The 19,933-nt window shown below is 66.5% G+C and carries 21 protein-coding genes; 11 read left to right on the forward strand and 10 right to left on the reverse strand.

Annotation, left to right across the window (positions count from 1 at the left end; translation table 11 throughout):
• The first annotated feature begins 6 nt into the window (after positions 1–6).
• The 4 genes from ACVISU_RS11055 to ACVISU_RS11070 all read left to right on the forward strand — a co-directional run bounded on the left by ACVISU_RS11055 (position 7) and on the right by ACVISU_RS11070 (position 2,386).
• Positions 7–372: a 6-pyruvoyl trahydropterin synthase family protein gene (locus ACVISU_RS11055; protein ID WP_050404001.1), complete on the forward strand. Its 366-nt coding sequence runs from the start codon at positions 7–9 to the stop codon at positions 370–372.
• 2 nt (positions 373–374) lie between these two features.
• Positions 375–1,271 carry an oxygen-dependent coproporphyrinogen oxidase gene (gene hemF / locus ACVISU_RS11060; RefSeq protein WP_456706970.1) on the forward strand — a complete coding sequence of 299 codons (897 nt, stop codon included), beginning with the start codon at positions 375–377 and terminating at the stop codon, positions 1,269–1,271.
• The gene (locus tag ACVISU_RS11065; protein WP_050403974.1) at positions 1,262–2,002 is read left to right on the forward strand and encodes an HAD family hydrolase; all 741 of its coding nucleotides are present in this window, start codon (positions 1,262–1,264) and stop codon (positions 2,000–2,002) included. The genes hemF and ACVISU_RS11065 overlap by 10 nt, the downstream gene beginning before the upstream one ends.
• A gap of 111 nt (positions 2,003–2,113) precedes the next feature.
• Positions 2,114–2,386: a YodC family protein gene (locus tag ACVISU_RS11070; RefSeq protein WP_050403975.1), complete on the forward strand. Its 273-nt coding sequence runs from the start codon at positions 2,114–2,116 to the stop codon at positions 2,384–2,386.
• Positions 2,387–2,518: 132 nt separating this feature from the next.
• Here ACVISU_RS11070 and ACVISU_RS11075 read toward each other — a convergent pair whose 3' ends face one another.
• Genes ACVISU_RS11075 through ACVISU_RS11090 form a run of 4 tightly spaced genes read right to left on the reverse strand, consistent with a single transcriptional unit; the run spans position 2,519 to position 5,356 of the window.
• Positions 2,519–3,775, reverse strand: a complete 1,257-nt coding sequence (locus ACVISU_RS11075) for a CCA tRNA nucleotidyltransferase (RefSeq protein WP_050403976.1) — start codon at positions 3,773–3,775, stop codon at positions 2,519–2,521.
• The gene (locus tag ACVISU_RS11080) at positions 3,772–4,035 is read right to left on the reverse strand and encodes a DUF6111 family protein (protein ID WP_050403977.1); all 264 of its coding nucleotides are present in this window, start codon (positions 4,033–4,035) and stop codon (positions 3,772–3,774) included. Before ACVISU_RS11080 ends, ACVISU_RS11075 begins: the two co-directional genes overlap by 4 nt.
• On the reverse strand, positions 4,032–4,667 hold the full coding sequence (locus tag ACVISU_RS11085; protein WP_394329917.1) for a CoA pyrophosphatase: 636 nt from the start codon (positions 4,665–4,667) through the stop codon (positions 4,032–4,034). The genes ACVISU_RS11080 and ACVISU_RS11085 overlap by 4 nt, the downstream gene beginning before the upstream one ends.
• Positions 4,668–4,699: 32 nt before the next feature.
• Positions 4,700–5,356 carry a DUF1285 domain-containing protein gene (locus tag ACVISU_RS11090; protein WP_244522230.1) on the reverse strand — a complete coding sequence of 219 codons (657 nt, stop codon included), beginning with the start codon at positions 5,354–5,356 and terminating at the stop codon, positions 4,700–4,702.
• Between the two features lie 229 nt (positions 5,357–5,585).
• Between ACVISU_RS11090 and ACVISU_RS11095 the strand changes: the two genes are divergently transcribed.
• The 6 genes from ACVISU_RS11095 (at position 5,586) to ACVISU_RS11120 (ending at position 15,468) form a co-directional block, all read left to right on the forward strand.
• The gene (locus ACVISU_RS11095) at positions 5,586–6,590 is read left to right on the forward strand and encodes an AAA family ATPase (RefSeq protein WP_050403979.1); all 1,005 of its coding nucleotides are present in this window, start codon (positions 5,586–5,588) and stop codon (positions 6,588–6,590) included.
• Positions 6,590–7,531 carry a DUF58 domain-containing protein gene (locus ACVISU_RS11100; RefSeq protein WP_456706971.1) on the forward strand — a complete coding sequence of 314 codons (942 nt, stop codon included), beginning with the start codon at positions 6,590–6,592 and terminating at the stop codon, positions 7,529–7,531. The genes ACVISU_RS11095 and ACVISU_RS11100 overlap by 1 nt, the downstream gene beginning before the upstream one ends.
• Positions 7,531–10,341: a DUF4159 domain-containing protein gene (locus ACVISU_RS11105; RefSeq protein WP_456710802.1), complete on the forward strand. Its 2,811-nt coding sequence runs from the start codon at positions 7,531–7,533 to the stop codon at positions 10,339–10,341. Before ACVISU_RS11100 ends, ACVISU_RS11105 begins: the two co-directional genes overlap by 1 nt.
• A 1-nt stretch (position 10,342) precedes the next feature.
• The gene (locus ACVISU_RS11110; RefSeq protein WP_456706972.1) at positions 10,343–12,406 is read left to right on the forward strand and encodes a hypothetical protein; all 2,064 of its coding nucleotides are present in this window, start codon (positions 10,343–10,345) and stop codon (positions 12,404–12,406) included.
• A 171-nt stretch (positions 12,407–12,577) separates the two neighbouring features.
• A complete protein-coding gene (locus tag ACVISU_RS11115; RefSeq protein WP_456706973.1) occupies positions 12,578–13,000 on the forward strand; it encodes a DUF2946 family protein in 423 nt (140 codons plus the stop codon).
• A 101-nt stretch (positions 13,001–13,101) separates the two neighbouring features.
• Positions 13,102–15,468, forward strand: a complete 2,367-nt coding sequence (locus tag ACVISU_RS11120; RefSeq protein WP_456706974.1) for a TonB-dependent receptor — start codon at positions 13,102–13,104, stop codon at positions 15,466–15,468.
• A 60-nt stretch (positions 15,469–15,528) separates the two neighbouring features.
• On the opposite strand, the gene ACVISU_RS11125 is transcribed toward ACVISU_RS11120, so the two are convergent.
• The 3 genes from ACVISU_RS11125 to ACVISU_RS11135 all read right to left on the reverse strand — a co-directional run bounded on the left by ACVISU_RS11125 (position 15,529) and on the right by ACVISU_RS11135 (position 17,000).
• Entirely contained in the window at positions 15,529–15,846 is a 318-nt protein-coding gene (locus ACVISU_RS11125) for an EthD family reductase (RefSeq protein WP_456706975.1), read from the reverse strand.
• A gap of 113 nt (positions 15,847–15,959) precedes the next feature.
• Positions 15,960–16,472, reverse strand: a complete 513-nt coding sequence (locus ACVISU_RS11130) for a GNAT family N-acetyltransferase (protein ID WP_456706976.1) — start codon at positions 16,470–16,472, stop codon at positions 15,960–15,962.
• 39 nt (positions 16,473–16,511) lie between these two features.
• Positions 16,512–17,000: an NUDIX domain-containing protein gene (locus tag ACVISU_RS11135; protein ID WP_456710803.1), complete on the reverse strand. Its 489-nt coding sequence runs from the start codon at positions 16,998–17,000 to the stop codon at positions 16,512–16,514.
• A gap of 147 nt (positions 17,001–17,147) precedes the next feature.
• On the opposite strand from ACVISU_RS11135, the gene ACVISU_RS11140 reads away from it, so the two are divergent.
• On the forward strand, positions 17,148–18,035 hold the full coding sequence (locus ACVISU_RS11140; protein WP_456706977.1) for a metallophosphoesterase family protein: 888 nt from the start codon (positions 17,148–17,150) through the stop codon (positions 18,033–18,035).
• Positions 18,036–18,038: 3 nt separating this feature from the next.
• Here the strand turns inward: ACVISU_RS11140 and ACVISU_RS11145 are convergent, their stop codons facing one another.
• The 3 genes from ACVISU_RS11145 to ACVISU_RS11155 form a co-directional block, all read right to left on the reverse strand.
• Positions 18,039–18,794 (reverse strand): glycine-rich domain-containing protein, encoded by a 756-nt coding sequence (locus ACVISU_RS11145; protein ID WP_456706978.1) that lies wholly within the window; start codon positions 18,792–18,794, stop codon positions 18,039–18,041.
• A 22-nt stretch (positions 18,795–18,816) separates the two neighbouring features.
• Positions 18,817–19,392 (reverse strand): hypothetical protein, encoded by a 576-nt coding sequence (locus tag ACVISU_RS11150; protein WP_456706979.1) that lies wholly within the window; start codon positions 19,390–19,392, stop codon positions 18,817–18,819.
• A gap of 209 nt (positions 19,393–19,601) precedes the next feature.
• Complete coding sequence (locus ACVISU_RS11155; protein WP_016839740.1) at positions 19,602–19,811, reverse strand: DUF4170 domain-containing protein; 210 nt, start codon at positions 19,809–19,811, stop codon at positions 19,602–19,604.
• Positions 19,812–19,933 lie beyond the last annotated feature (122 nt).

Below are 19,933 nucleotides of genomic sequence, written 5' to 3' on the forward strand. Positions count from 1 at the left end.
AACGAGATGTGGGAATTGACGAAAGCGTTTCGGTTCGAGGCTGCGCATGCGCTGTCCGGAACGACCTTTGGCACCGCCAGCGAGGAGATTCACGGTCACTCCTTCCGCGCTGAAGTCACGGTGCGCGGCACGCCCGATCCGAAAACCGGAATGGTGATCGATCTCGGCCTGCTCGAACGCGCGATGGCTGAGGTGCAGAAGACGCTCGACCACAAGTTCCTCAACAAGATCGAGGCGATCGGCGTGCCGACGCTGGAGAATCTTTCGCGCTTCATCTGGGAGCGGTTGCAGCACGCGGGCAAGCTGACCCGCGTCAGCGTCCATCGCGACAGCTGCAACGAGAGCTGCACCTATTTCGGCCCACAGGGTTAGCCATGCTGCCGACAGACCCCGCCATCATCGAAGACCGCAAGGCGCGTGCGCGCGGCTGGTTCGAGGCGCTGCGCAACGACATCTGCGCGGCCTTCGAGAAGCTCGAGGACGATGCCTCCGCAACTCTCTATCCCGGCAATGCCGGCCGGTTCGTGCGCACCCCCTGGGACCGCACCGATCACACCGGCAAGCCCGGCGGCGGCGGCGTGATGTCGATCATGAAGGGCCGGCTGTTCGAGAAGGTCGGCGTACACTGCTCGACCGTGCATGGCGAGTTCGCCCCCGAATTCCGCGCGCAGATTCCCGGCGCCGCCGACGATCCACGCTTTTGGGCCTCGGGCATTTCGCTGATCGCGCATCTGCGCAATCCGAACGTGCCTGCCGTGCACATGAATACCCGCTTCGTCGTCACCACCAAGGCCTGGTTCGGCGGCGGCGCCGACCTGACGCCAGTGCTGAACCGGCGGCGTTCCCAGGAAGACCCCGATACGGTCGCCTTCCATGCCGCAATGAAAGAAGCCTGCAGCGGGCCGAACGGCGTCGCCGACTACGACAAGTACAAGAAATGGTGCGACGACTATTTCTATCTGCCGCATCGCAAGGAAGCCCGCGGTGTCGGCGGCATCTTCTATGACTGGCACGACAGCGGCGACTGGGAGGCCGATCTCGCCTTCACCCAGGACGTCGGGCGCAGCTTCCTGAAGATCTATCCTGAGCTGGTGCGGCGCAATTTCGCGAGCGACTGGAGCGCGGAGGATCGCGACGAGCAGCTGGTCCGCCGCGGGCGCTATGTCGAGTTCAACCTGCTCTACGATCGCGGCACCATCTTCGGCCTGAAGACCGGCGGCAATGTCGATTCGATCCTGTCGTCGCTGCCGCCGGAGGTGAAATGGCCGTAATGAACCTGCCACGCGCGATGCTGATCGACATGGATGACACCATCCTGTCGGCCTATGGACGCCCCGAGATCGCCTGGAACACGATCACCGCCGAATTCGCCGCGGAGCTCGCTCCCCTGCCCCCGGAGATGGTCGCGACCGCGCTGCTGGCCTACGCGCGGCAATTCTGGTCGACCGCCGAGCCGATCTGGCGGATCAGGCTCGGCGAGGCGCGCCGGCTGACCGTGAAGGGCGGCTTCGCTCAGCTGGCGGCGGCCGGCCACCGTGCGCTGCCGGACGATCTCGCAGACCGCATCGCCGATCGCTTCACCGCCTATCGCGAGGAGGAGATGTTCGTCTTCCCCGGCGCGCATGAGGCGATCGATGCGTTCAAGGCGCTCGGCATCAAGCTCGCGCTGGTCACCAACGGCGCCGCCGACATGCAGCGCGCCAAGGTCGAGCGCTTCGCGCTCGGCCATCGCTTCGATCATATCCAGATCGAGGGCGAGCACGGTTTCGGCAAGCCCGAGGAGCGCGCCTATCTGCACGCAATGCAGGCGCTCGGCGTCACCGCATCGGACACCTGGATGATCGGCGACAATCTGGAATGGGAAGTCGTGGCGCCGCAGCGGCTTGGCATCTACGCGATCTGGATGGACGTGCACGGCGTCGGCCTGCCGGAGGGTTCGACGATCAAGCCCGATCGCATCATCCGCTCGCTGACCGAACTGGTTCCGGCCGCGCGGCAATAATGCAGCAGCGGTTTTCACAGCAAATCCACCGCGCCAGGCGCCGATCGTGATTTGACTGTCATCACCGGTCGCTAGCTTGCCGTCCGCGTCATCCAGCGCGGAGGGAAAATCATGGAACTGAAACCAGGCGACGTCGTCATGCTGAAATCCGGCGGCCATCCGATCACGGTGGTCGACGTCGACGAGGACAAGGTGGAGTGCCTGTGGATGGGGACGGACGGCGATCTGTTCCGCGAAACCCTGCCGCTCGTCGCACTCGAATCGACCGAGATCGATCCGGAAGACGATGAAGAGGAAGACGACGAGGACGAGGACGACGACGAGGAAGAAGAGGACGACGAGGACGAGGACGGCGACCGCAAGAAGAAGCGCAAGGCGGCTTGATTTCCGTTGGCGCGATGCTGCCTGGCGGATGCTGGCGGCATCGTCTCCACCCGACGTTCAATCGTCGTTCAGCCAATCGTCACCGTGCCGCCGATGAGCGGCGGCATCGAGGTGCCGGCATTCAGCGGAAACTCACAGCCGATGATCGCGGGTGAAACGGGAGACGGTCTGGTCGGCGATGCCAGACAACACCTGCGGATCGAGCGGAAAATCCGCGGCTAGCCAGGCATCCTCGGCCAAGGTCAGTACATGCCCGAGCGCCGGTCCCTCGGCGATCCCGCGCGCGATGAAATCCGACGCCCTCAACGGAAAGTGAGGGGCGCGCCAGCGTTGCGGCAACGTGGCGAGCGCGCGCCACTGCTCGACGTCGCGGTTCGCGCCGGTTCGCGCCCAGGCGAGCAGCAGCCGGTCACGATAAGGCTCCTCGTCGAGCCGGTAGAGCCTGCGCTTGGCGCGTGCCTCGTCCATGCCCGGCAGGCGCCACCAGCGATGGCCCATCGAATCGAGCGCCTTGGCTTCGGCGTTGGAGAGCCGCAGCCGGCTCGCGATGCGCCGCGCGTCCTCGGTCACGGCAACCGTCAGCGCGGCCAGCCTGCGCGTCGCGCTCGGCTTGAGCGCCATCAACTGCTCGATCTCGATCATCGCCGCGAACGGCCCGGTATAGGCGACGCCGCCGAACAGCGGCAGCAGCAATCCTCCGTCGCCCATCGCCACCACCGCGCCGGCGGCGCCGTTCGCGACCACGAGCTTGAGCATCTCCATGCGGATGCGCTCGGCCGACAGGCCGGCAAGTCCGGCGCGTCCGCTGATGCACGCGAGATAGCCGGCGCGGTCGACCTCGCCGACACCATAGGCGGCGTGGAAACGGAAGAGGCGCAGGATGCGTAGATAATCCTCGGCTATCCGCTGCGCGGCATCGCCGATGAAGCGCACGCGCCGCGCCTCGATGTCGGCGAGGCCGCCGACGTGATCATGCACGACCCCCGAGGTGTCGACCGACAGGCCGTTGATGGTGAAGTCGCGCCGCTCGGCGTCGCGTACCCAGTCGCGCCCGAACGCTACCTTGGCCTTGCGGCCATAGGTCTCGGTGTCCTCGCGCAGCGTCGTCACCTCGAAGGGCTGGCCGTCGACCACCAGGGTCACGGTGCCGTGCTCGATGCCGGTCGGCACGCTCTTGATGCCCGCCCGCTTGGCGCGGCGGATCACCTCCTCCGGCAATGCCGTGGTGGCGATGTCGATGTCGGCGAGCGGAAGCCGCATCAAGGCGTTGCGCACGGCGCCACCGATCACCCGCGCCTCCTCGCCGTCAGCATTGAGCAGGCCGAGCACGCGCGCCGCCGGCCCCGAAGCGAGCCATGGCGCGTCGGACAACAGGCGCACCTCGCTCATTTCTCAGCTCCCGGCACCAGCCTGCCGTTCTCGATATGGGCGGGAACGTAGGTCGAGTTCGGCGGCGCGCCGGTCAATTCGGCAAGCAGCACGAAGCTCACGATGACCATCACCAGCGCCGCCAGCGTCAGCTTCGCGATCATGTCGAGCGGCCAGGATGCCGGCAGCGTCACGCCGGACCGCGTCGCGATGAGGAAGATGGCATAGACCGCGAACGGGATCAGAAAGATTCCGATCTCGGTCAACACCGTGCGGATCATGACAGATAGATCCGCTCATATAGCACCCGCAGGATGCCCGCGGTCGCGCCCCAGATGTAGCGCTCGGCGAACGGCATCGCATAGTAGGACCGGTCCATGCCGCGGAATTCCTTGGTGTGGATCTGATGATTCTCCGGGTTCATCAGAAAGGCGAGCGGCACCTCGAACGCATCGACGACCTCGGCTTCGTTGATCTCCAGCGCAAATCCCGGCTTCACCTTGGCGACCGTCGGCAGGATGCGGAAGCCGAATGCGGTACCATAGAGGTCGAGATAACCGACGGGATCGATGAATTCCCGCTTCAGCCCGACTTCTTCACAGGCTTCGCGCAGCGCCGCATCGAGCGGCGAGGCGTCGGTGGCGTCGATCTTGCCGCCGGGAAACGAGATCTGGCCGGCATGGCTCGACAGGTTGGGCGAGCGCTGCGTCAGCAGCACGGTCGGCTCGGGATGATCGACCACCGGGATCAGCACCGCGGCCGGCCGCACCGGCTGCTCCTGGGCGACGATCTCCAGCATGCGATCGTTGCCGGAATCTCCGGTGCGCGGAATGATATGCGGATCGACCAGGCCCGGCGGCACTTCGAAATTGAGCCGCGTGCGGGCTCGCGCGAAGAATTCCGTCGAGCTGATCGTCGCCGGCTTCACCTTCAGCAACGGCTCGTTCAAAGTGCGCCCCTCACCTGGCTGGCATCGGCCATCGCGAAAAATTCGCCGCCGGACTCGATGCCGAACATCTCCTGACCATCGACCATCCGCTCCTCGCCCATGTCAACCAGATCGTAGTAGAGCGCGCGGGTGACCTTGGCCCACAGGTCGGCGCGGACGTGCAGATAGGGCGTCAATCCGCCGTCCGCGGCGGCCTCGAATCTGAGGCCGTGGCCCTTCTCGCAATCGACCCAGTCGTCGACATTGGTGCGGAACCGGAGCAAACGGCCGCGCGCGTCTTGCTCCGTCTGCATTTCCACGGCAAGGAACGGCGCGTCATCGACGCGGATGCCGACCTTCTCCACCGGTGTCACGAGAAAGTGCTTGCCGTCCTCGCGCTTCAGGATCGTGGAGAACAGCCGCACCAACGCGGGGCGGCCGATCGGCGTTCCCATGTAGAACCAGGTGCCGTCGGGCGCGATTCGCATGTCGAGATCGCCGCAGAACGGCGGATTCCACAGATGAACCGGCGGCAGGCCCTTGCGTCCGGCTGGACCCGATGTCGCGGCTTGATTGGCGGCAGTGGTCAGTCCTTCGAGGCCCTTGCCTCCGAGACCCCTCGTTTCAGGGCCCGTAGTTTCACTGCCGGAATCGCTCTGCCCTTGCTTCGCCATTGTTTGCCCTGAAGTTTCCCACCCTCAATCTGGCACATTTGGTGCACGTATCCTGAGATGTGGTCGGGATGTCATTCTCGCCACATCGTGATGCCGTTCATACCCTGAAATACCGATAAGGTGGGGATAGTTTAATTCAACGAATACATGGCCTTCGCACAGGTTTAGCATGCAAGCCATGTAGTGACGACGCGAGAATCGAGCGCATCGTCGAGAAGGAGCGGATCGAATGGCCGGTGCAGACAGCGTCGAGAAACTGGAGGATGTGATCGTCCGTTCGGCCGAACAGGTCGCGGGCCAGATCAAGGCCGCCAAGGAAGCGGTCTCCACGGTCATTTTCGGCCAGGACCAGGTGATCGAAAACACCCTGGTGACGATCCTGTCCGGCGGCCATGCGCTGTTGATCGGCGTCCCCGGCCTTGCCAAGACCAAGCTGGTCGAGACGCTCGGCGTCACGCTCGGTCTCGACGCCAAGCGCATCCAGTTCACGCCCGACCTGATGCCGTCGGACATTCTCGGCGCAGAAGTGCTCGACGAGAGTTCGGCCGGCAAGCGCTCCTTCCGCTTCATCTCGGGTCCGGTGTTCGCGCAGCTGTTGATGGCCGACGAGATCAACCGCGCCAGCCCGCGCACTCAATCTGCGTTGCTGCAAGCCATGCAGGAGCAGCACATCACCATTGCCGGCGCGCGGCACGATCTGCCGAAGCCGTTCCACGTGCTCGCGACGCAGAACCCGCTCGAGCAGGAAGGCACCTATCCGCTGCCCGAAGCACAGCTCGACCGCTTCCTGATGGAAATCGACGTCGACTATCCCGATCGCGACGCCGAGCGGCGCATCTTGTTCGAAACCACCGGTGCCGAAGAGGCGCATGCCAAGCCGTCGATGGACGCGGAGACGCTGCTGTCGGCGCAGCGCCTGGTGCGGCGGCTGCCGGTCGGCGATTCCGTGGTCGAGGCGATCCTGACGCTGGTGCGTGCCGCGCGCCCCGGCACCGAAGGCGGCGAGGCCGGCAAGCTGATCGCCTGGGGACCCGGTCCCCGCGCCAGCCAGGCCCTGATGCTCGCGGTGCGCGCCCGCGCGCTGCTCGACGGCAGGCTCGCGCCGTCGATCGACGACGTGCTCGATCTCGCCGAGCCCGTGCTCAAGCACCGCATGGCGCTGACCTTCTCGGCGCGCGCCGAGGGCCGCACCATTCCTGACGTGATCAAGCAGTTGAAGACGCGGATCGGTTGATGGCGGCAGACAACAGGCACCAGAACGAGGAGATCCTGGCGGTTCGACGTGCCGATGGCGAAAGCCGAACGCTCGCCGCATCGCTGCCGCGTCTGGTGCTTGAGGCCCGCCGTGTCGCCGCCAACGTCATCCATGGCCTGCACGGCCGCCGCCGCGCCGGCTCTGGCGAGAATTTCTGGCAATACCGCCGCTTCGTCTCCGGCGAGCCGTCGCAGCGCGTCGACTGGCGCCGCTCGGCGCGTGACGACCATCTCTATGTCCGCGAGCAGGAATGGGAAGCCGCGCACACCGTGTGGATCTGGCCCGACCGCTCGTCCTCGATGGCCTTTGCCTCCCGCGAGGCGCGCGACTCCAAGCTGGAGCGCGGACTGATCGTCGCCTTCGCATTGGCCGAGTTGCTCGTTGCCGGCGGAGAGCGCGTCGGCATTCCCGGCCTGCTGAACCCGACCGCAAGCCTCAACGTGATCGACAAGATGGCGGAAGCGATGTTGCACGACGAGACGACGCGCGCGAGCCTGCCGCCGTCCTTCGTGCCGTCGTCGCTGGCCGAGATCGTGGTGCTGTCGGATTTCTGGTCGCCGATCGCGGAGATCACGGCGATGCTGGCCGGGCTTTCATCCTCGGGCGCGCACGGCACCATGATCCAGGTCGTCGATCCCGCCGAGGAGACCTTCCCCTATTCGGGCCGCGTCGAATTCGTCGAGCCGGAGGCCGGCAGCGTCATCACCGCGGGCCGCGCCGAGAGCTGGGCCAGTGATTATGTCGCGCGCGTCGCGCTGCATCGCGACGAGATCCGCAGCGAGACCAACCGGCTCGACTGGCTGTTCTCGACCCACACCACCAGCCGCTCCGCGGCCGAACTGCTGCTGTTCCTGCATGCCGGCATGATGGTGAGCAAGGGCGGCGGCCGCTCAACCGTCAAGGCGGGACGCAGCGCATGATCGCAGGCCTCCCGCTCTCCTTTGCCGAACCATTGCTGCTGCTGGGGCTGGTCAGCCTGCCGGTACTGTGGTGGCTGCTCCGCGTGATGCCGCCGCGGCCGCGCCGGATCGAATTCCCCCCGACGCGGCTGTTGTTCGATATCGCGCCCAAGGAGGAGACGCCGTCGCGCACGCCGTGGTGGCTGACCTTGCTGCGGCTCGCCGCCGCTGCGCTCGTCATCTTCGCCGCCGCCGGACCGATCTGGAATCCGCAGACCGGCGTTGCCGCCGGCAAGCAGCCGCTGGTGATCCTGCTCGACGACGGCTGGAGCGCGGCCTCGAGCTGGGACGCGCGGATCAAGGCGGCGGACGAATTGGTCACCAATGCCGACAGCGACCGCCGCGGCGTCGCGCTGGTGCCGCTGTCCGAGCCCGCGCGCGACATCACGCTGATGCCGGCCGGTGCCGCGCGCGTCGCGCTGCGCCAGCTTGCGCCAAAGCCCTACTCGATCGATCGCGTTGAAACCCTGGCGACGCTGGAACGTTTCCTCAAATCGACCGGCGACTGCGACATGGCCTGGCTGTCCGACGGCGTGGACACCGGCCGCGGCAGCGAATTCACCGAAGGTCTCGGCAGGGTGATCGAGAACCGCAATCTGACGATCTATGCCGGCGGTGCGCAATCGGCGCAGGCGCTGGTCGCGGCCGAGAACGCCGCCGCCAAGATGACCGTCAAGGTGCTGCGCACCGAGAGCGGCATCGCGGCGGGAACGGTGCGCGCGGTCGACGCCAAGGGCTCGCCGATCGGCGAGGCCCGCTACGCATTCGGCCCGCAGGAGCGCGAGACCGAAGCTGCCTTCGATCTTCCGGTCGAATTGCGCAACGACATCGCGCGGCTCGAAATTGCCGGCGAACGTTCGGCCGGCGCCGTGCAGCTGCTCGACCGGCGCTGGCGCCGCCGCGCCATCGGCGTGGTCTCCGGTGCGAGCAACGACACCGCGCAGCCGCTGCTGGCGTCGACCTTCTATCTCTCACGCGCACTGTCACCCTTCGCCGACGTCAGGCTCGGCGATCGTGGCGCGCCGCAGCAGGTGATCGGGCAGTTCCTCGATCAGCGGCTGCCGATGATCGTGTTGGCCGATGTCGGCACGCTGTCGCCGGAGATCCGCGACCGGCTCAACGCCTGGATCGAGCAAGGCGGCGTGCTGGTGCGCTTCGCAGGTCCCCGCCTCGCCCAGGCCGATGACGACCTCGTTCCGGTCAAGCTGCGCCGCGGCGGACGCACGCTCGGCGGCAGCCTGACCTGGGAGAAGCCGCAGCACATGGCCTCGTTCGCCGCCGACGGCCCGTTCACCGGCCTCATTGTGCCGAAGGACATCACCGTCAGCCGCCAGGTGCTGGCCGAGCCCGACGCCGTGCTCGCGACCAAGAGCTGGGCCTCGCTGGAGGACGGCACGCCGCTCGTCACCGGCGAGCATCGCGGCAAGGGCGTGGTCAGCCTGTTCCACGTCGGCGCCGACATGCGCTGGTCCGATCTGCCGATGTCCGGCACTTTCGTCGAGATGCTGCGCCGGCTGATCGACATGTCCGGTTACACCTCGAAGCCCGGCCCCGGCGTCGCCAGCGATCCCACCGCCGAGACGGTGGCGCCGCTGCGCACGCTCGATGGCTTCGGCACATTCGGCCCGCCGCCCTCGACCGCCAAGCCGATGTCGGCGGACTATCGCGACCGCGGAACGGCGGACCATCCGCCCGGCTTCTACGGCACCACCGAGAGCCCGATCGCGGTCAACACGCTGGCCTCCGCCGACCGCATCGCGCCGCTCGACACCTCCGGCCTGCGCGCGAAGCATGCGACCTACACCAACACCGAGCCGCGTGACCTGCGCGGCATCATGCTGTCGACGGCGCTGGCGCTGTTCCTGCTCGATGCGATCGTGGTGGCGATGCTCGGCGGCAGCCTTGCGGCGCTGATCCGACGGCGCGCCGCACCAGCGGTGCTTGCGTTGGCCTTCGTCCTTGCGACCATGATTGTGCCGTCGCAGACGCGCGCGCAGAACGCCAGCAGCGACGATTTCGCCATCAAGGCGGTGTCGCAGACGCGGCTGGCCTATGTCGTGACCGGCAATGCCGACGTCGATTCCATCGTCAAGGCCGGGATGTCCGGCCTGACGCTGTTCCTCGGCCAGCGCACTGCACTCGAAGCCGGCGATCCCGTCGGCATCGATCCCGCGCGCGACGAGCTGGCGTTCTTCCCGCTGATCTACTGGCCGATCGTGCCGGGCGCGCCGAAGCCGCCGCAGGACGCCATCAACAAGATCGACGCCTACATGAAGCAGGGCGGCACCGTGATCTTCGATACCCGTGACGCCGTCGAGGCGCCGCCGGGCGACAACGGTTCGTCGCAGACCCCGGGCATGCAGACGCTCCGCGAACTGCTGTCGACCCTCGACGTGCCCGAGCTCGAGCCGGTGCCGCGCGAGCACGTGCTGACCAAGACGTTCTATCTGCTGCGCGACTTCCCCGGGCGCTTCAACTCGGGCCAGACCTGGGTCGAGGCGCTGCCGCGCGAGGACGACGAGGAGAGCGCGCAGCGCCCGGCACGCGGCGGCGACGGCGTCTCGCCGATCATCATCACGTCCAACGACCTCGCCGGCGCCTGGGCGATCCGCCCCGACGGGCAACCGATGCTGCCGCTGACGCCGGGCGAGCCGCGCCAGCGCGAATTCGCCTTCCGCGCCGGCGTCAACATCGTGATGTACACGCTGACCGGCAACTACAAGGCCGACCAGGTGCACGCGCCTGCCTTGATCGAGCGGCTGGGACAATAATATGAACTACGGTATCGCGTTCACACCGCTGGTTCCCTCACTCGTGCTGTGGGTCGGGCTCGGCGCGATCGTCGTCATCGCGGCACTGCTGCTGCTGTCGCGCCCGCGCGGTGCCGCGGTGCGTGTCGCCGCGCTGGCGCTGATCCTGCTTGCGCTGGCCAATCCCTCCTTCACCCGCGAGGACCGCGAGCCGCTATCCTCGGTTGTCGCCGTCGTGGTCGACAAGAGCCCGAGCCAGAATTTCGGCACGCGCAACCAGGAGACCGACAAGGCGCGGCAGGCGCTGGTCGACAGCTTGAAGCAGATCAAGGGCCTCGAGGTCCGCGTCGTCGAGGCCGGCCAGGCCGACGGCGAAACCGACGGCACCAAGCTGTTCGGCGCGCTGACGTCGGCGCTGTCGGACGTTCCGGTCGAGCGCGTCGCCGGCGCGTTCATGATCACCGACGGCCGCGTGCACGATATTCCCGCCAACGCGCAGGCGCTTGGATTCCAGGCCCCGGTGCACGCCTTGATCACCGGCCGCAAGGACGAGCGCGACCGCCGCATCGCGATCACAGCGGCGCCGCGCTTCGGCATCGTCGGCCAGACCCAGACCATCACCTTCCGGCTCGACGACCAGGGCGTCAGCGGCGAGCGCGCCAAGGTCACGATCCGCCGCGACGGCGAGGTGATCAATGAGCGCACGCTGACCTCAGGCCAGACCTCGAGCGTCGACATCGACATCAAGCATGCCGGTCCCAACATCGTCGAGATCGAGGCTTCGCCGCTCGAGAACGAGCTGACGCCGGTCAACAACCGCGCCGTGGTGGCGATCGATGGCGTGCGCGACAAGCTGCGCGTGCTGCTGGTGTCCGGCGAGCCGCATGCCGGCGAGCGCACCTGGCGCAACCTCCTGAAGTCCGATCCCAGCGTCGATCTCGTCCACTTCACCATTCTCCGCCCGCCGGAGAAGCAGGACGGCACGCCGATCAACGAGCTGTCGCTGATCGCGTTTCCGACCCGCGAGCTGTTCCAGCAGAAGATCAACGAATTCCAGCTGATCATCTTCGACCGTTATGCCCGCCAGGGCGTGCTGCCGATCGCCTATTTCGACAACATCGCGCGCTATGTCCGTTCCGGCGGCGCGGTGCTGGTGTCGGCCGGTCCCGATTATGCCTCGACCACCAGCATCTGGCGCACGCCGCTGGATTCGGTGCTGCCGGCCGAGCCGGTCGGCGTCACCGAGAAGCCGTTCTACGCGCATCTGAGCGATGCCGGGAAACGCCATCCGGTGACGCGCGGGCTGGAAGGCTCGAATGCCGAGCCGCCGCATTGGAGCCGGTTCTTCCGCACCGTCGACACTCGCAACGCGATCAACCCGCCGGTGATGACCGGCGCCGACGGCAAGCCGCTGCTGCTGCTGTCGCGGTTCGGCGAAGGCCGCGTCGCGCTGCTGCTATCCGACCAGATCTGGCTGTGGGCGCGCGGCTATGAAGGCGGCGGCCCGCATCTCGATCTGCTGCGGCGGGTGTCGCACTGGCTGATGAAGCAGCCCGACCTCGACGAAGAGGCGCTGCGCATGCAGGTGCAGGGCAAGGACCTCGCGGTGGTGCGCCAGACCATGGCCGACACCGTCGCGCCGGTCACCGTGACCTCCCCAAGCGGCGCCACGCACGAGCTCGCCTTGACCGCCGGCGATCCCGGCGAGTGGCGCGCCACCTTGCCCGCGAGCGAGCTCGGCCTGTGGCAGGCCACCGACGGCACGCTGAAGGCGTTGATCAATGTCGGCCCGACCAACCCGAAGGAATTCTCCGAGGTCACCTCGACCACCGACATGCTGAAGCCGCTGGCGCAGGCGACCGGCGGCGACGCACGGCGCGTCGTCGACGGATCGAGCCTCGACATGCCGCGCGTCGTGCCGGTGCGCGCGTCGACGATCTTCCGCGGCGACGGCTGGCTCGGCGTCAAGATGCGCGACGCCAGCGTGGTCAAGGGCGTTGGCGTGCTGCCGATGTTCGCCGGCCTGGTCGGCCTCTTGCTGCTGCTCGGCGCGTTCGCGGCAACGTGGCTGCGCGAGGGACGCTGAGACCAGGAGCGCTCTATTTCCGATCGGTCCCGTTGCTTCAATCACACACCAGCAATGGATCGACACAATGTGTCTGAACCACCGTTGACATCGCGGTCACCCTCCGATGTTATAATGTAACATCGGATGGCCGGGGAATGAGCGCCGCCCCGATGGTGGGGTTCAATCGGCGTGAAGTGGTTCCGGAGACATATCAGGACTGGTTCGCGGCTGGCGCTGTTCGCGCTCGCCATCCAGTTCGTGCTGTCGTTCGGGCATTTCCACCCGATTGCCGCCGCGCAAGCGGCGCCCGCAATCCAGTCCGGTCTGTCGCTGCTCGATCTCGCCTATATCGGGACCTCGGCGACGCCGGACCTCGCGGTCCAGGTGACCGCGACCGAACCGCCCGCCAAACATGACAATGACCGGCATCCGGCCGACAATTGCGCGATCTGCGCCGTCATCTCGCTCGCGAGCAGCACGCTGTTCATGGCGCCGCCGGTGCTGTTGCTGCCGGAAGCCATCGAGCTTCTGTTCCGCACAACCAACGCCGAATTCGTCCATCTGAAGTCGGCGCCTGCAGCGTTCCACTCCCGCGCACCACCTTTGTCCTGACCGACTGATTGCTGCACGCCCTGAGCGGACGGCCGCGTGGCCTGCTCCCGCGGGGCGAATCGGAATCGATCCGTCATGTCGACGGGGCCTGGATCGGGACAATGACACTTCAGAAGAAACGAGCATTCCACATCGGCGGCGCGAGCTGGCTGTTGCTCGGCGCAATGCATAGCGGCGCGCTGGCCGATGACACGCCGACGCAACTCCCTGACATCACAGTGACGGCGCCAAGCCCGATCCAGCGGCATCGCACCGTGCCGACCCGCGCGCCGGTTCACGCCGTCCGGGCTGCAACTGGCCGCAACCGCGAACGCGCCGCCGCAGCGCAACCGGCACCCGCGCCCCCGGCGCCGGCACCACAGCAGGGGGTGCTGCCCGTCGTCACCGACCAGTTCGCAACGGTTACCGTGGTACCCAACGAGGAACTGCGGCGCTCCGGCGGCGCCACGCTCGGCGATCTCCTGTTCTCCAAGCCAGGCATCACCGGTTCGAGCTTCGCGCCCGGCGCATCGAGCCGGCCGATCATCCGCGGCCTCGACGTCAATCGCGTCGGCATCGTCGAGAATGGCCTACCCGGTGGAGGTGCCTCCGATCTCGGCGAAGATCATTTCGTTCCGATTGATCCGTTCTCGACCAACCAGATCGAAGTGGTGCGGGGACCTGCGGCGCTGCGTTACGGCTCGACCTCGATCGGCGGCGTGGTGAGCGCCACCAACAACCGGATTCCCGACGCCATGCCGACCTGCGCGGCGACGCCGTTCCAGACTTACGGATTACCGGTGAAGGCCCCGCTCTCCGATGCGGGCGGCCCGGGCTGCCTCAATGTCGAGACCCGCACCTCCGTGAGCTCGGTCAATCGCGGCGTTGAGGGCGGCATGCTGCTGGACGCCGGCGGCAACAATGTCGCCGTGCATGCCGACGTCTTTGGTCGCACCACCAGCGACTACAGCATCCCGAGCTATCCGTATCTGTTCGATCAGACCCGGCCGGTAGGCGGCCGCCAGCCCAACTCCGCGACGCAGTCGGACGGCGCGTCGGTCGGCGCCTCCTATTTCTTCACGGGCGGCTATCTCGGCGCGGCGATCACCCAGAACGACTCGCTCTATCACATCCCCGGCATCGACGGCGCAGATCACCATACCCGGATCGACGCGCACCAGACCAAGATCGCGGTCAAGGGCGAGTACCGGCCGGACTCCGCGGCGATCGACGCCGTACGGTTCTGGGTCGGCGCAACCGACTACCGCCACAACGAGCTCGGCCTTGCCGATCCGGCCGACCTGACCAGCGACGGCGTGCGGCAAACCTTCACCAACAAGGAGCAGGAGGCCCGCGTCGAGGTGCAACTGATGCCGTTCAACGCGCGCTTCGCCACCGTGACCACCGCGTTCGGCCTGCAGGGCGGCCATCAGGAGCTGACGGCGCCGAGCCCCGACGATCCCGGCTCGCTGTTCAACGGCCTCTGGAATCCGAACAACAACAACCGCGTCGCAGGTTACGTCTTCAACGAATTCAAGTTCACGGAAGCGACCAAGGCGCAGATCGCGGCTCGCATCGAGCATGTCGAGTTGCACGGCTCGACGCCGGATTTCCCGGCGGACTTCCTGCCGGACGGCTCGCCGCAAGCCTCGATCGGACGCAATCCGTCCTTCACACCGGTCAGCGGCAGCGTCGGGCTGATCCAGAATCTGCCCGGCGATCTCGTCGGCAGCATCACGGCGCAATATGTCGAACGCGCGCCGAAGCCGGCCGAGTTGTTCTCGCGCGGCGGACACGACGCGACCGCGACCTTCGACATCGGCGATCCGAACCTGACCATCGAGACGGCGAAATCGGTCGAGGTCGGTTTGCGCAAGGCTACCGGACCGTTCCGGTTCGAAGCCACCGGCTATTACACCTTCTTCAACAATTTCATCTATCGCCGCTTGACCGGCGTGATGTGCGGCAGCGATTTCGACTCCTGCGGCAATGGTGAGCCGGACAACGAGTTGCGACAGGCGGTCTATTCGCAGCGCAACGCCGTCTTCCGCGGCGCCGAGTTCCAGAGCCAGCTCGACATCGGCCCGCTCAATGGCGGCATCTGGGGCATCGAGAACCAGTTCGACGTGGTGCGCGCCACCTTCACCGACGGCAGCAACGTGCCGCGGATTCCACCGGTGCGGCTCGGCGGCGGCGTGTACTGGCGCGACAGCAACTGGTTCACCCGCATCAACCTGGTGCACGCCTTCGCGCAGAACGACATCGCCGTGATCGGCGAGACCCCGACCGCAGGATACAATCTCTTGAACGCGGAGATCACCTACAACACCAAGCTCAGTCAGTCATGGATCGGCGCGCGCGAGATGACGCTGGGCCTGGTCGGCAACAACCTGCTCAACCAGAACATCCGCAACTCGGTGTCCTACACCAAGGACGAGGTGCTGATGCCGGGCCTCGGCGTGCGGGCCTTTGCCAATTTGAAGTTCTGAGACAAGCGTATCCCTCTGCCATCAGCGGCAGAGGGATGGTGCCTTGACGGTCGCGCCGTTTCAGTGACCGACGACGACTTCGCTGATCTGGATCACCGGCTGCAGATCGGTGTAGTTCGGGATGTCGCCCATGATCTCCTGGGCGTGCTTGCCCATGGCGGCCCCGAAGGCCTCAACCGAGTCGCAGAAGATGTGGCACATTCCGACATAGGTCGCGGGCGTCCCCGGTGCGCCGCCGGCGAGGCCCTTGTCGACGGTGTAATATTTGCAAGCGTCGCCGAGGCGCGCCTTCACCAGCGGCATGTGCTTGTCGCGGTAATACTCGTGATCAAAGCGTGCGCCTGGATTGTTCGGATACATCACACTGACCTTGATCATGGCGCGCACTCTCCCTGTTGATATGACATGCGCCGGTCTTGTCCCGGCGCTTGCTTCAACTGTGCTTCAGTTTCCGAGTGCGCGCAACCGTTCCGCCATTGCTCGCAGCAATGTCAGATCGCCTTGCTCCAGTCCGGCTGGATCGGCCCGGATACACCCTCGAACGCGCCGTCGACCAGTTCCATGACAAGCAGGCGACCGTAGTCGACCGGGCCGGGCATCGTCATCCGTCCCTTCGGGACCGGCTTGAAGCCGACCCGCGCATAATACGGCTCGTCGCCGACCAGCACGATCAGACGATGGCCTTTGGCGCGGGCGTCGTTGATCGCGCGTTCGAGCAGCGCGCGGCCGACGCCGCGGCTGCGAAACGGCGGCTCGACCGTCAACGGCCCGAGCATCAAAGCCGGCGTATCGCCGATGCACACCGGCAGCTGACGCACCGAACCGACCAGCAGCGTGCCGATCCGCGCCGTGAAGGAGACATCGAGCAGATGATCGACATGCTCGCGCAGCCGGTAGGCGCTGAGCGCGAAGCGACCGGGCCCAAAGGTGCGCTCGTGCAGGCGCTCGATCGCCTGGGCGTCTTTCGGGGTCTCGGGCAGGATGGTCAGGGACAGTTCGGTCATTGTGGGGCGCGGGATAGCATCTGGCGCGGGCGCGGTCCATCACCGCCATGTGGCCGGCGGCGGCTTGCCTTCGAGCACCTCAGCGATCCGCAGCCGCGTACCGGGGGTGGTGTCGTCAGGCAGATCGGCCGGATCGAAGAAGCCGCAGGCCACGATCTCGCGATTCGGCCCCGGCAGGCGGTCCTGCCGGTACGTCCTGACGACATAGACCGCGACATGATCGCGCGGCGAGACGTGGCTGTTGTGGAAGATGCCGTGCAGCACCGGCTCGCCGGCAAGCTCGATCCGCCCCTCCTCCTCCAGCTCACGCCGCAGCGCATCGATAAAACTTTCACCAACCTCGACCCCGCCGCCGGGCAGATACCAGCCATGGACATAGCTGTGCTTAACCAGGAATACCTTGTTGTCGGCGTCGAGCACGACGGCGCGGACCCCGAGCGTCATGCCGCGGGCCAGGCGCCAGTAGAAATGAAACACCCGCCTGATCTGCGGTTCGCAGCGCCTGCGCAAATCCTCAAGGACCGTCACTGAACCCTCGACATCATGGTGGTTGATCCATGCTTTGATCCTTGCGCGGCTGCGCAGCTCTTGCCAATACAGGGCAGCACGTTCGGGATAGCACGACATGACCGGTGGCCGGCCACTTTTCACCGACAATCCGAAGGGAATCGCGTGATGGCGGCGTTCCGCCTCGCGCATCTGTCGGATCCGCATCTGCCGCCGCTGCCGGCGGCGCGGCTGCGCGATCTCGCCGGCAAGCGCGCCTTCGGCTACCTGAACTGGACGCGCAACCGTCACAAATATCATCGCCGCGACGTGCTCGACATGCTGGTGTCGGACATGCAGGCGCAGCAGCCGGACCACGTCGCCGTGACCGGCGACCTCGTCAATCTGGCGCTGGATGCCGAGTTCAATCCGGCGCGGCAATGGCTCGAAGGTCTCGGCGGCGCGGCCGACGTCACCGTGGTCCCCGGCAATCACGACGCCTATGTGCGCGCGACCCGGCATCGCTTCGTCAGTCATTTCGGCGACTATCTGCGCGGCGACGCCGATGGCGCGGCGACGCATTTTCCGTTCGTGCGCCGGCGCGGCCCGGTGGCGCTGATCGGCGTCTCCTCGGCAGTGCCGACGCCGCCGCTGATGGCGACCGGCTGGCTCGGCCACGCGCAGCTCGGCGCGCTCGATACGATCCTGGCGCGGCTGTCGCGGGAGGATGCCTTCCGCGTCCTGCTGGTGCATCACCCGCTGCACTCCGACGGGCGCGCCAAGCGGCTGACCGATTCGCATCAGCTGCTGGCGCTGCTCAAGCAGCACGGCGTCGAGCTGGTGCTGCATGGCCATGACCACATCCATTCGACGATGTGGTTCGACGGCCCCGAGCGCAAGATCCCGGCGATCGGCGTGCCGTCCGCATCGGCGCTGGCGCGCAAGCATTATCCGGCGGCGGCCTACAATCTGTTCTCGATCGAGCGCGACGGCAATGGCTGGCGCTGCGAGCAGACCGTGCGCGGCCTCGGCGCGCACGACGGCATTCGTGAGCTGAAGCAAGTGCGGTTGTCCTAACCGCTAGTCCCCGCCCCCGCCGCCGCCACAACCACCGCCGCAGCCACCTCCGCTGTCGCCGCCACCTCCACCGTCACCACCGCCGTCGCCGCCATCGCCGCCGCTGCTTCCATCGCTGCCGGCATCGCCGAATCCGGCCGACGATCCGTCGATCGACGAATCCGAGAAATCGCCGCCGCAATAGGGACTACTGCCGCTGATGCCGCTGCGGCGCAGCGCTTCGCAGTCGGTGTGGTAGATGAAGCCGTTCGCGATGTTCAGCTTGGCGTCGAGCGCGAACAGCAGCGGCAGCCGCGTCGGCCGGACCGGATCGATGTTCTCGTATTTGCAGCAGTACCACCAGACCCGCCGCAGCCCCTCATTGCTCCGGCGCTGCTCCTTCACCAGCACGACCGCGGGCGTGTGATGCAGGAAGGATCCGAAGGCGCGGCGGCAGAACGCGTCGTATTCGCGGGTGTAGAGAATGAATTCGTGCCAGAGGTCGTCGGCCGCCTGCGACGGCATCGAGACGTAGCGCTTGCCGCTCATCAGATGAGCGAGGAAGAACTGGCGCAAGCCGCGCGAGACCAGCGCGCTGTCCTTGCGGGCGAAGCCGGGGTGATGCCTCTCGAGCCGGGCCAGCAGGCCCGCCGGCCACTTGAAGGTGCGGATATATTCGGCGCGCCGCAGCGTCTGCCATTTGCCGAACAGCACGGCGCTCCCGACCACCGCGGCCGCGGCGAGCACGCCGAAAAATGCCGAGGCGGGTGTTATGACCACGATGCCCCCCGCCGGTCAGCGGCTAAAAGTTCTGCGAACTCGCCAGCAGCGCGAAGCCGAACAGCGCCAGCGCGCCCAGGATGAAGCCGAGCACGAACATACCGACCCCGCCGCGGCGCTTCGGCGCCACCACCGGCACGGGCGGGGGTGCCGGCGGCTCGGCAACCGGAAGCGGCGTTGCCACCATCGCGTGCTCGCGCTCGATCAGGCGCCGCGCGACATAGTCGGTGACCGCATCGACGATCACGGGCACATCGTGCGATTCGGCGAGCACGATGCGGCCGAACCTCGTGTCTTGCACGAAGCGATAGATGCGCTTGCCGCGGCCCATCAGCACGTGGGCGACGACGTCGATCCACAGTCGCGGCGTCTCGCCCTGGCTGATGCCGCGATCGAACAGATCGACCTTCTCCGGCACCTGCGCAAACAGCGGATCGAGCGCATCGTTGAGGATCTCGAGCCGCGCCACTTCGGCGTCGCGCAACTCGACGACGACGCCGGTGCGATCGGCCGCCTCGATCCGCGCCCGCCGCAGCGCCTCTCGCAGCGTCGGCCGCATCTCGCGCGCCTCGCTGCCGGTGTTCTGCGGATCGGACATGCCTTACGGCCTCGTGCTGACGGGTTGCCTCGCTCATTAACCTATCAGCAACCATGGCGTCCGCAAAGGACGTTGGTTCCCAAGCACTTAGGTGACCACTTATCCCCAGCTGAAAGTTCCCGGCACCGTCCCAAAGCGGTCGACCCCACCCGGATGAACCGGATGGGGCCGCCGTCCTTGGACGTTTCTTAGCTCAGATAATTCTGGCGTCAGGCCGAAACCCGCGACGGCTCCTCGACGATCGAGAAGCGCACGCCGGCCTTGTGGCGGCTCTCTTCCGAGACTTCCTTCCAGCACTCTTCGGCTTCCTTGCGGGTCTTGAACGGACCACGGACCTGGGCGGAGCCTTCGACGAGCTTGTGGAAGTTCATCGAGCCGAACTCGCCGCCGATCACCCAGAAATTGCTGCCCTTGCTCATCGTCAGTCTCCGCTAAAATCTTGTTGCCTTTGCTCAGCCGCCCGAAATTCTGATCCTCGCGATCGCTCGCTTTACCGACATTCTTGACAAAGCATCGCGAAGTGCGTGTCAGGAGATAAACG

The sequence above is a fragment of the Bradyrhizobium sp. USDA 4452 genome (genome assembly GCF_054063575.1).

Coding starts and splice junctions, on each gene's coding strand:
- ACVISU_RS11075 (WP_050403976.1), bottom strand. CDS start 3,775: ATGAGCGAGGTGCGCCTGTTGTCCGACGCGCCATGGCTCGCTTCGGGG.
- ACVISU_RS11150 (WP_456706979.1), bottom strand. CDS start 19,392: ATGTCCGATCCGCAGAACACCGGCAGCGAGGCGCGCGAGATGCGGCCG.
- ACVISU_RS11110 (WP_456706972.1), top strand. CDS start 10,343: ATGAACTACGGTATCGCGTTCACACCGCTGGTTCCCTCACTCGTGCTG.
- ACVISU_RS11095 (WP_050403979.1), top strand. CDS start 5,586: ATGGCCGGTGCAGACAGCGTCGAGAAACTGGAGGATGTGATCGTCCGT.
- ACVISU_RS11140 (WP_456706977.1), top strand. CDS start 17,148: ATGGCGGCGTTCCGCCTCGCGCATCTGTCGGATCCGCATCTGCCGCCG.
- ACVISU_RS11100 (WP_456706971.1), top strand. CDS start 6,590: ATGGCGGCAGACAACAGGCACCAGAACGAGGAGATCCTGGCGGTTCGA.
- ACVISU_RS11090 (WP_244522230.1), bottom strand. CDS start 5,356: ATGGCGAAGCAAGGGCAGAGCGATTCCGGCAGTGAAACTACGGGCCCT.
- ACVISU_RS11055 (WP_050404001.1), top strand. CDS start 7: ATGTGGGAATTGACGAAAGCGTTTCGGTTCGAGGCTGCGCATGCGCTG.
- ACVISU_RS11125 (WP_456706975.1), bottom strand. CDS start 15,846: ATGATCAAGGTCAGTGTGATGTATCCGAACAATCCAGGCGCACGCTTT.
- hemF (WP_456706970.1), top strand. CDS start 375: ATGCTGCCGACAGACCCCGCCATCATCGAAGACCGCAAGGCGCGTGCG.
- ACVISU_RS11120 (WP_456706974.1), top strand. CDS start 13,102: ATGACACTTCAGAAGAAACGAGCATTCCACATCGGCGGCGCGAGCTGG.
- ACVISU_RS11130 (WP_456706976.1), bottom strand. CDS start 16,472: ATGACCGAACTGTCCCTGACCATCCTGCCCGAGACCCCGAAAGACGCC.
- ACVISU_RS11155 (WP_016839740.1), bottom strand. CDS start 19,811: ATGAGCAAGGGCAGCAATTTCTGGGTGATCGGCGGCGAGTTCGGCTCG.
- ACVISU_RS11080 (WP_050403977.1), bottom strand. CDS start 4,035: ATGATCCGCACGGTGTTGACCGAGATCGGAATCTTTCTGATCCCGTTC.
- ACVISU_RS11065 (WP_050403974.1), top strand. CDS start 1,262: ATGGCCGTAATGAACCTGCCACGCGCGATGCTGATCGACATGGATGAC.
- ACVISU_RS11070 (WP_050403975.1), top strand. CDS start 2,114: ATGGAACTGAAACCAGGCGACGTCGTCATGCTGAAATCCGGCGGCCAT.